This window comes from Pseudomonas cimarronensis, assembly GCF_049331905.1.
GTDB lineage: Bacteria > Pseudomonadota > Gammaproteobacteria > Pseudomonadales > Pseudomonadaceae > Aquipseudomonas.
Map to the genome: position 1 here is coordinate 3,452,280 of NZ_CP186283.1, position 8,168 is coordinate 3,460,447.

The window sequence follows — 8,168 nt, forward strand, 5'->3', positions numbered from 1 at the left end:
AGCTGGCTCCTACACAAACTCAGATATGAGGATACCCATGAGCACTGCCATCGAAGCCTACAACCCCGGCGTGTTTGACCTGACCCACAAGCTCACCGTGGAAAAACACGGGCATACCGCGCTGATCACCATCAACCAGCCGCCGGCCAACACCTGGGACCGCGACTCGCTGATCGGCCTCAAACAGCTGGTCGAACACCTCAATCATGACGATGACATCTATGCCCTGGTGATCACCGGTCAGGGCAGCAAGTTCTTCAGTGCCGGCGCCGATCTCAAGCTGTTCGCCGACGGTGACAAGGCCCGCGCCCGCGAGATGGCCCGGCGCTTCGGCGAGGCCTTCGAGGCACTGCGCGATTTCCGTGGTGTATCGATTGCTGCAATCAACGGCTACGCCATGGGTGGCGGCCTGGAATGCGCCCTGGCCTGCGATATTCGTATTGCCGAGCGCCAGGCGCAGCTGGCCCTGCCCGAAGCCACAGTTGGCCTGCTGCCCTGCGCTGGCGGCACCCAGCACCTGAGCTGGCTGGTCGGCGAAGGCTGGGCCAAACGCATGATCCTTTGCGGCGAGCGGGTGGATGCCGAGACCGCCCAGCGCATCGGCCTGGTCGAGCAGGTGGTTGATACCGGCGAAGCCCGTGGCCATGCCCTGCTGCTGGCGGCCAAGGTCGCGCGGCAAAGCCCGGTGGCGGTGCGCACCATCAAGCCGCTGATTCAGGGCGCCCGCGAACGCAGCCCGAACAGCTGGCTGAGCGAGGAGCGCGAGCGCTTTGTCGACCTGTTCGACGCCGACGACACCCGCGAAGGGGTCAACGCCTTTCTGGAAAAACGCGACGCCCAGTGGCGCAACAAGTGATCAGAACGCGGGCAAGCCGTGCGCGGCTTGCCCCATAGGCAACGTAAATCCGTAGGGTGGATGTCGCTTTTACATCCACCATGGCCTCACTCGGTGGATGGATAAAACGCCGGCTACGCGCCCCGCTCCACCCGACTCTGGAAACGCAGATGAACGTGCAATTCGAAGAACGCCCGGCCCAACACGGATACCGCATCGGCATCGCCAGCCTGGACGCGGAGAAGAGCCTCAATGCCCTGTCACTGCCGATGATCGAAGCGCTGGATGCCAAGCTCAAGGCCTGGGCGGACGATCCGGGCATCGCCTGCGTGATGCTGCGCGGTAATGGCCCCAAGGCCTTCTGCGCCGGCGGCGACGTGGTGCAACTGGTGCATCAGTGCCGTGAACATCCGGGGGAAATCCCGCCTTTAGCACGACGCTTTTTTGCTGACGAGTACCGTCTGGACTACCGCATCCACACCTATCCCAAACCCTTTATCTGCTGGGCTCACGGCCATGTGCTGGGTGGCGGCATGGGTTTGATGCAGGCTGCCGACCTCCGCATCGTCACACCTGGCAGCCGTCTGGGCATGCCGGAAGTGAATATCGGCCTGTACCCGGATGTCGGCGGCAGTTGGTTTCTCGCGCGCCTGCCGGGCAAGCTCGGCCTGTTTCTCGGCCTGACCGCCAGCAGCATCAATGCCACGGATGCCCTGCAGCTGAACCTGGCTGACCGCGTACTGCTCGACAGCCAACAGGACGACCTGCTCAGTGGCCTTGCCCAACTCAACTGGCAGGAGCACAGCCAGCAGCAGCTGCATAGCCTGCTCAAGGCCCTGGAAAACCAGGCCCGCAGTGAACTGCCAGAAGCCCAGTGGCTGCCACGCCGTGAACGTATCGATGAACTGCTGGATGTACCTGACTTGCCGCAGGCCTGGCAGGCCATCAGCGCCCTGCAAACAGACAGTGATGCGCTGCTGGCCCGCGCCGGCAAAACCCTGGCTGGCGGCTGCCCGCTGACCGGACATCTGGTGTGGGAGCAGATCAAGCGTGCCAGACAGCTGTCCCTGGCCGAAGTGTTCCGCATGGAGTACGCGATGAGCCTGAACTGCTGCCGTCACCCGGAGTTCCCCGAAGGGGTGCGCTCGCGGCTGATCGACAAGGACCACGCGCCACACTGGCACTGGCCGGATGTGGCGAACATTCCGCAGCAGGTGATCGACGCGCATTTCGCCCCAGCCTGGGACGGCGACCACCCGCTGGCAGACCTGTAGATAGCGAATCTGTGGGAAGGGCTTCAGCCGCGACGGGGACCACTAAAAAATCGCCGCTGAAGCGCCTCGCACAATTGGAACGGCAACCGAGGCGAGCTGCCCACCTGGACTGATCACAAGGAGAACAACAATGACAACGATCGCGTTCATCGGCCTCGGCCATATGGGCCTGCCCATGGCCCGCAACCTGCTCAAGGCCGGCTTCAACCTGAAAGCCTTTGACCTGCTGCAAGCAGCGGTAGATGACCTGGCCAAGCACGGCGCCCAAGCCGCCAGCAGCGCCCTGGATGCGGTAGAGGGTGCCGATGTGGTGGTCAGCATGCTGCCCGCCAGCCGGCATGTCGAAGGCCTTTACCTGGGTGCTGACGGCCTTTTGGCCGCACTCAAACCCGGCAGCCTGGTACTGGAATGCTCGACCATCGCCCCGGAGGTCGCACGCAAGGTGCATCAGGCCGCACGTGAGCGAGGAATCGAACTGCTTGACGCACCGGTATCCGGCGGCACCGCCGGTGCGGCAGCGGGCACCCTGACCTTTATGATCGGCGGCGCGGCCAGCACCCTGGAAAAAGCCCGCACGATTTTCGAGGCCATGGGCAAGAACATCTTCCACGCCGGCCCTGATGGCGCAGGGCAAGTGGCCAAGGTGTGCAACAACCAGGTGCTGGCGGTGCAGATGATCGCCACCGCCGAAGCCATGGCCATGGGCGTGGCCAACGGCTTGGAGCCGGCGGTACTGGCCGAGATCATGCGGCAGAGTTCGGGCGGCAACTGGACGCTGGAGAAGTACAACCCCTGGCCCGGCGTCATGGAAAACGCCCCGGCGTCCAAAGGTTATAGCGGCGGTTTTATGGCCGAGCTGATGGCCAAAGACCTCGGCCTCGCCCAGGAAGCCGCCCAGGCCAGCGGCAGCAGCACACCGATGGGCGCACTGGCGTTGCAGCTGTATCGCCTGCTGCTCAAACAGGGCAAGGGCAAGCAGGACTTCTCGGTGGTGCAGCAGCTGTTTGTCGAATAAGGTCTCGTAGGAGCCAGCTTGCTGGCGATGCTCTGGCTTGATCGCCAGCAAGCTGGCTCCTACAGGTTGTCTTCCAGCTCACTCACCGCTCGCGCAGCGCCTCGGCACGGGCGCGGATAATCGGTTTGAGCAGGTAGCTGAGCACGCTCTTCTTGCCGGTGATGATGTCCACCGAGGCGACCATGCCGGGGATGATCAGCAGCGGGTTTTCCTCGCTGCCCAAATGACTCTTGTTGGTACGCAGCTTGATCACATAGAAGCTGTTGCCATCATCGTCGGTGACCGTGTCGGCACCAATCTGCTCCAGCTCGGCCTTGAGTCCACCGTAGATGGTGTAGTCATACGCGGTGAACTTGACCATCGCCTCCTGGCCGGGATGCAGGAAGGCAATGTCCTGTGGACGGATACGTGCCTCGACCAGCAGGTTTTCCCCCAGCGGCACGATTTCCACCAGATCGCTGCCCGGCTGAATCACCCCACCAATGGTGTTGACCAGCAGTTGCTTGACGATGCCACGCACCGGCGACGTGACCAATGTACGGTTGACCCGATCCTCCAGCGCCTTGCCGGTCGACTGGATCTTGCTCAGTTCGGTGCGTGCTTCATTCAGCTGCGTCAGCGCCTCACTGCGAAAGCGCCCACGGGTTTCATCAATCTTGCGCTCGACTTCCTTGATCGCTGCTTCGGCACGCGGAATGGCCAGGGTGGTGGCTTCCAGCTGACCACGGGCCTCGACTTCGGCGCGCTTGAGGCGCAACACCTCCACCTGGGAAATTGCCCCCTCGGCCACCAGCGGCTCGGACATGCGAATTTCCTGGCGCAACAGATTCAGGCTGTTACTGAACTGCCCCTGTTTGGAGGCGAACTCACGCAGTTCCTGACGGCGCTGGGTCAACTGTTCTTCCAGACCTGCAACTTCATCAAGCAATTGTTGCTTGCGGCTGTTGAACAGCTGAATCTCGTTATCCGCCAGCCCGGGGGCTTTTTCCCGTACTTCATCAGCCACCACCAGCTCGCGATCCTGCACTTCGGCGCTGAGGCGCTCCACCCGCAGCAACAGCGCCAGGCGGTCAGCCTCGGTCTCACCCACGTTGGAAGCAAAACGGGTGTCGTCCAACCGCAACAGCGGATCGCCCACTTCAACAATCTGCCCTTCACGGACAAACAGTTCGGCGACGATACCGCCTTCCAGGTTCTGAATTTTCTGCAAGCGTGAAGACGGAATCGCCTTGCCATCGCCGCGGGTCACTTCATCGACTACGGCAAAGTTGGCCCACAGCAGGCAGAACACCACAAAGGCGATCAAGCCCCAGATGGTCAGACGCACCACCCGTGGCGCATCCTCGATCAACGCTTTGTTGACCTCTGGCAGCGGCTCATCACCCAGCTCATCATGGCCGCCAAAATAGGCAGCCATGGCCTGGCGCAGGCTCTTCTTCTCAGGCGCGTTAGCTGACACTGATCTGCCCCTTCTTCAGCGCTTCCATCACACTGCCTTTTGGCCCGTCAGCGATGATCTGCCCACGGTCGACAATGATCAGCCGATCCACCAGGCTGAGCATCGAGGCGCGGTGCGTGACCAGCAACAGGGTCTTGGTGCCAATCACTGCAGACAGGCGCTGTTTGAGGCGCTCTTCGCCGGTGTTGTCCATCGCGCTGGTGGGTTCGTCGAGCAGCAGAATCGGCGGATCGAGCAGCAGCGCACGGGCCAGGGCAACGTTCTGCCGCTGGCCACCGGAGAGGTTCTGGCCGCGTTCGCCGACCTGCAGTTCATAGCCCTTGGGGTGCAAACGGGCGAATTCGTGTACGCCGGCCAGCTCGGCCGCCTGCAACACCAACTCGTCCTCCACATAGCGCGCCCCGGACACCAGGTTGTCGCGCAAGGTGCCGCTGAACAGCTGAATATCCTGCGGCACATAACCGATGTTGTGGCGCAGATCGCTGACATCCAGCTGGCGTACGTCGATACCGTCCACCAGCAAGCTACCGGCATCCGCTTGATATAAGCCGACGATCAGTTTTGCCAGCGAGCTTTTGCCCGAGCCGCTACGGCCGATGATGCCGATCTTCTCGCCCGGACGAACCACCAGATTGACGCCCAACAAGGCGGCCTGTTGCTGATCCGGGTAATGGAACTCCACCTGACGGAACTCCACCGCACCTTGCAAAGCCTGGCGCTTGAGCGGTCGCTCGTCGGCATGCCGCTCCTGCGGCAACTCCATCATCTGGTTGACCGAATCAAGGGTGACCCGCGCCTGCTGGTAGCGCGTAAGCAACCCGGAAACCTGTGTGAGCGGCCCCAGGGCACGGCTGCTGAGCATATAACAGGCGATCAAGCCGCCCATGCTCAGGTTGCCATCGATAATCTGGTACACGCCGAGCACGATCACCACCACACCGGCCAGTTGCTGCAGCAGCATGGTCGAGTTCATGGCCAGACTGGAGAGCATGCGCGCACGCAGCTCCAGACGACTGAGGGTGCCGATGGTCTGCTCCCACAGGTACTGGCGCTCGCTCTCGGCATTGTTGACCTTGACCGCATCCAGGCCGGCCAGGCTCTCGATCAGGCTCGACTGACGCTCAGCGGCCAGGGCCATGGTGCGCTGCATGGTTTCCGCCAGTGGCCGTTGCAACAGCCAGCCAATCAGCGCTACCAGCGGGAAGGCCAGGATCGGAATCCACACCAGGTGCCCGCCGATCATGGCGATCACCGCGAGAATCAGCAGGGTAAATGGCAGGTCGATGACGCTGGCCATGGTCAGCGAAGCGAGAAAATCACGCAGGCTTTGAAATTCGTGGATGTTCTGCGCGAAGCTGCCCACCCGCGCCGGACGGAACTTCATGGCCATGCCAGCGATGCGTTCGAACAGCGTGGCGGAGATGATCAGGTCGGTTTTCTTGCCCGCCAGATCCAGACACAGACCGCGCAGGGTCTTGAGCAGCAGATCGAAGCAAAATACTCCGGTGATACCAACGGCCAGCACCCACAGGGTCGCTTCGGCCTGGTTCGGTACGACCCGGTCATACACGTTCATCACGAACAGTGGTGTGGCCAGGCCGATCAGGTTGATCAGAAAGCTCGCGGCAACCGCATCGATATACAGCCAGCGGGAGCGCTTGAGGGTGTCGCGAAACCAAGAGGTGGCACGCGGAATCAGCTCACCACGGTTGAAATCGAATTTATGCAGCGGTTGAGCAAAGAACACCTGCCCGCTGTAATCCTTGGCCAGCGCCTCGGCACTGACCCGCACCTCGCCCCCTTCGCTTTCGCTGGGCATGATGCGTGCGCGGCCCTGATCATCCCAGCCCAGCAGAATGGCACTGCGACCGTCGTGCAGCAGCAGCAGAGCCGGCATGGCCAAAGCTGGAATCTTTTCCAGACCACGACGCAGCCAGCGCCCTTGCAAGCCGGCGCGTGCGGCGGCGCGTGGCAGCAATTCGGCACTCAAACGCTGTTCGGGAAGTGGCAGACCTGCGGTCAACATCGCGCGGCTGACCGATTTCTGGTGCAGGCTGCACAGCGACAACAGGCTATCTAGCAGAGGGTCGTCGTAGCGATCACGGGGATCGCTACGGGTTTGCATCGGGCTTGGATCTACTGCCACAAGGATTCACTCATACTTGAATAGGGCCTAATTCAGGCCCGGCAAGTTTACCTGAGCCTTGATCTCATCCAGCGGTGCAGCCGCCATAGGTGCAACTACACCCTGGCTCTTGAGCAGGGAGCCCATGGTGGCCTTGATCCGATACTGAGTAAACAGTTCAGTGAAGCGAACTTCCTCAAGACGACGCGAAGCGGTGAACAGTTCGTTCTCGCTGTCGAGCAGGTCCAGCAAGGTGCGATCACCAAGACTGAACTGCTTCTGATAGGACTCGCGCACACGACTGCTGTAATCGACATACTGCTGGGCAATCGGCAGCTGCTGGCGAGCATTTTCCAGGGCGTTCCAGGCCAGACCGAGGTCTTCGTTGAGCACACGCAGGGCATTGTTGCGGATGTCCATGGCCTGGTTGGTCTGATAGGCCTTGGACTGCAGATCAGCCTTGTTGCTACCGCCGGCAAACAGGTTGTAGCGCATGTTGACCATCGCGCTCCACTGGTTGTTATGGCCTTTCACGCCGTCCAGATTATTGTCCATACCGCGCGACAACTCGGCATCGAAACGTGGGTAGAAGGTCGACTTGGCCGCTTCATACTGCTGCTCGCTGGCCTTTACATCCGCCTCGGCCGAACTCAGAAACGGGTTGTTGGCCAGCATTTCCTGGCGCGCCGCTGACAGACTTTCCGGCAGAAGCCCCTGCAGACCAGTTGGACGAGTCAGCTCGCCCGCATCACGCCCCACCACGCTGAAATAGTTGACCTGCGCATCAGCCAGGTTGGTCTTCTCGGTAATCAGATTATTGCGAGCCTGGGCCAGGCGCGCTTCGGCCTGGTCGAGGTCGGCAGTGCGGCCAACACCGCTTTGGCTACGCAGGGTGATCTGATCGTAAATACGTTCGTGGCTCGCCAGGTTGTTCTCGGCCAGACGCACCAGTTCCTGGCGGGTCAGCACATCTAGATAGACCTGCGCTACGGCCAGCCCGGTACGTTCGGCAGTGCCCAGCAGTTCATAAGCACGGGCATTCACCGTGGCGCGCTGACGACCGACTTCACTGCTGGTGGCAAAACCGTCAAACAGCATCTGCTGCACACGCAGGCTGGATTCGCCGCGATTCAGGGTTTCAGTGTTGTGATTCAGACCGCGGGTGCCAGGGCTGTCAGTACCCTCACGCCCATAACCGGCCAACAGATCTACCTGTGGCAGGTACCCGCCTTTGGCGGCTTTCATCTGCTCTTCGACAGATAGACGCGCGTTGATGCCTGCCTGAATTTCTGGATGCACCTCAAGGGCACTTTGCATGGCTTCGTTGAGCGTCTGGCCATGGGCCGTCATCGATACAGCAAGAGCAAGAGGGAACAGTGCAAAAAAACGCATTGGGTGGAATTCCTTTCAGGCTGGGCTAGTGACTTGGAACAACGACGGCGCAATGCGCTTGACGCAAA

General features: G+C 61.4%; 6 protein-coding genes. 3 read left to right on the plus strand and 3 right to left on the minus strand.

Annotated elements, in window-relative coordinates; translation table 11 throughout:
- The first annotated feature begins 37 nt into the window (after positions 1-37).
- The 3 genes from ACOCLD_RS16110 to mmsB all read left to right on the plus strand — a co-directional run bounded on the left by ACOCLD_RS16110 (position 38) and on the right by mmsB (position 3,124).
- Entirely contained in the window at positions 38-856 is an 819-nt protein-coding gene (locus tag ACOCLD_RS16110) for an enoyl-CoA hydratase (protein ID WP_257778711.1), read from the plus strand.
- A 149-nt stretch (positions 857-1,005) separates the two neighbouring features.
- Entirely contained in the window at positions 1,006-2,109 is a 1,104-nt protein-coding gene (locus tag ACOCLD_RS16115) for an enoyl-CoA hydratase/isomerase family protein (RefSeq protein ID WP_422909884.1), read from the plus strand.
- A 130-nt stretch (positions 2,110-2,239) separates the two neighbouring features.
- On the plus strand, positions 2,240-3,124 hold the full coding sequence (gene mmsB / locus ACOCLD_RS16120) for a 3-hydroxyisobutyrate dehydrogenase (RefSeq protein ID WP_422909885.1): 885 nt from the start codon (positions 2,240-2,242) through the stop codon (positions 3,122-3,124).
- 82 nt (positions 3,125-3,206) lie between these two features.
- Here mmsB and ACOCLD_RS16125 read toward each other — a convergent pair whose 3' ends face one another.
- From ACOCLD_RS16125 to ACOCLD_RS16135, 3 genes are read right to left on the minus strand one after another with little or no spacing between them, the layout of a single operon-like run.
- Positions 3,207-4,541 carry an HlyD family type I secretion periplasmic adaptor subunit gene (locus ACOCLD_RS16125; RefSeq protein WP_233686242.1) on the minus strand — a complete coding sequence of 445 codons (1,335 nt, stop codon included), beginning with the start codon at positions 4,539-4,541 and terminating at the stop codon, positions 3,207-3,209.
- A 31-nt stretch (positions 4,542-4,572) separates the two neighbouring features.
- Positions 4,573-6,708 carry a type I secretion system permease/ATPase gene (locus tag ACOCLD_RS16130; protein WP_422909886.1) on the minus strand — a complete coding sequence of 712 codons (2,136 nt, stop codon included), beginning with the start codon at positions 6,706-6,708 and terminating at the stop codon, positions 4,573-4,575.
- Positions 6,709-6,756: 48 nt separating this feature from the next.
- Positions 6,757-8,100 carry a TolC family outer membrane protein gene (locus tag ACOCLD_RS16135; RefSeq protein ID WP_422909887.1) on the minus strand — a complete coding sequence of 448 codons (1,344 nt, stop codon included), beginning with the start codon at positions 8,098-8,100 and terminating at the stop codon, positions 6,757-6,759.
- Positions 8,101-8,168: the final 68 nt, after the last annotated feature.

Coding starts and splice junctions, on each gene's coding strand:
- ACOCLD_RS16110 (WP_257778711.1), top strand. CDS start 38: ATGAGCACTGCCATCGAAGCCTACAACCCCGGCGTGTTTGACCTGACC.
- ACOCLD_RS16115 (WP_422909884.1), top strand. CDS start 1,006: ATGAACGTGCAATTCGAAGAACGCCCGGCCCAACACGGATACCGCATC.
- mmsB (WP_422909885.1), top strand. CDS start 2,240: ATGACAACGATCGCGTTCATCGGCCTCGGCCATATGGGCCTGCCCATG.
- ACOCLD_RS16125 (WP_233686242.1), bottom strand. CDS start 4,541: ATGGCTGCCTATTTTGGCGGCCATGATGAGCTGGGTGATGAGCCGCTG.
- ACOCLD_RS16130 (WP_422909886.1), bottom strand. CDS start 6,708: ATGCAAACCCGTAGCGATCCCCGTGATCGCTACGACGACCCTCTGCTA.
- ACOCLD_RS16135 (WP_422909887.1), bottom strand. CDS start 8,100: ATGCGTTTTTTTGCACTGTTCCCTCTTGCTCTTGCTGTATCGATGACG.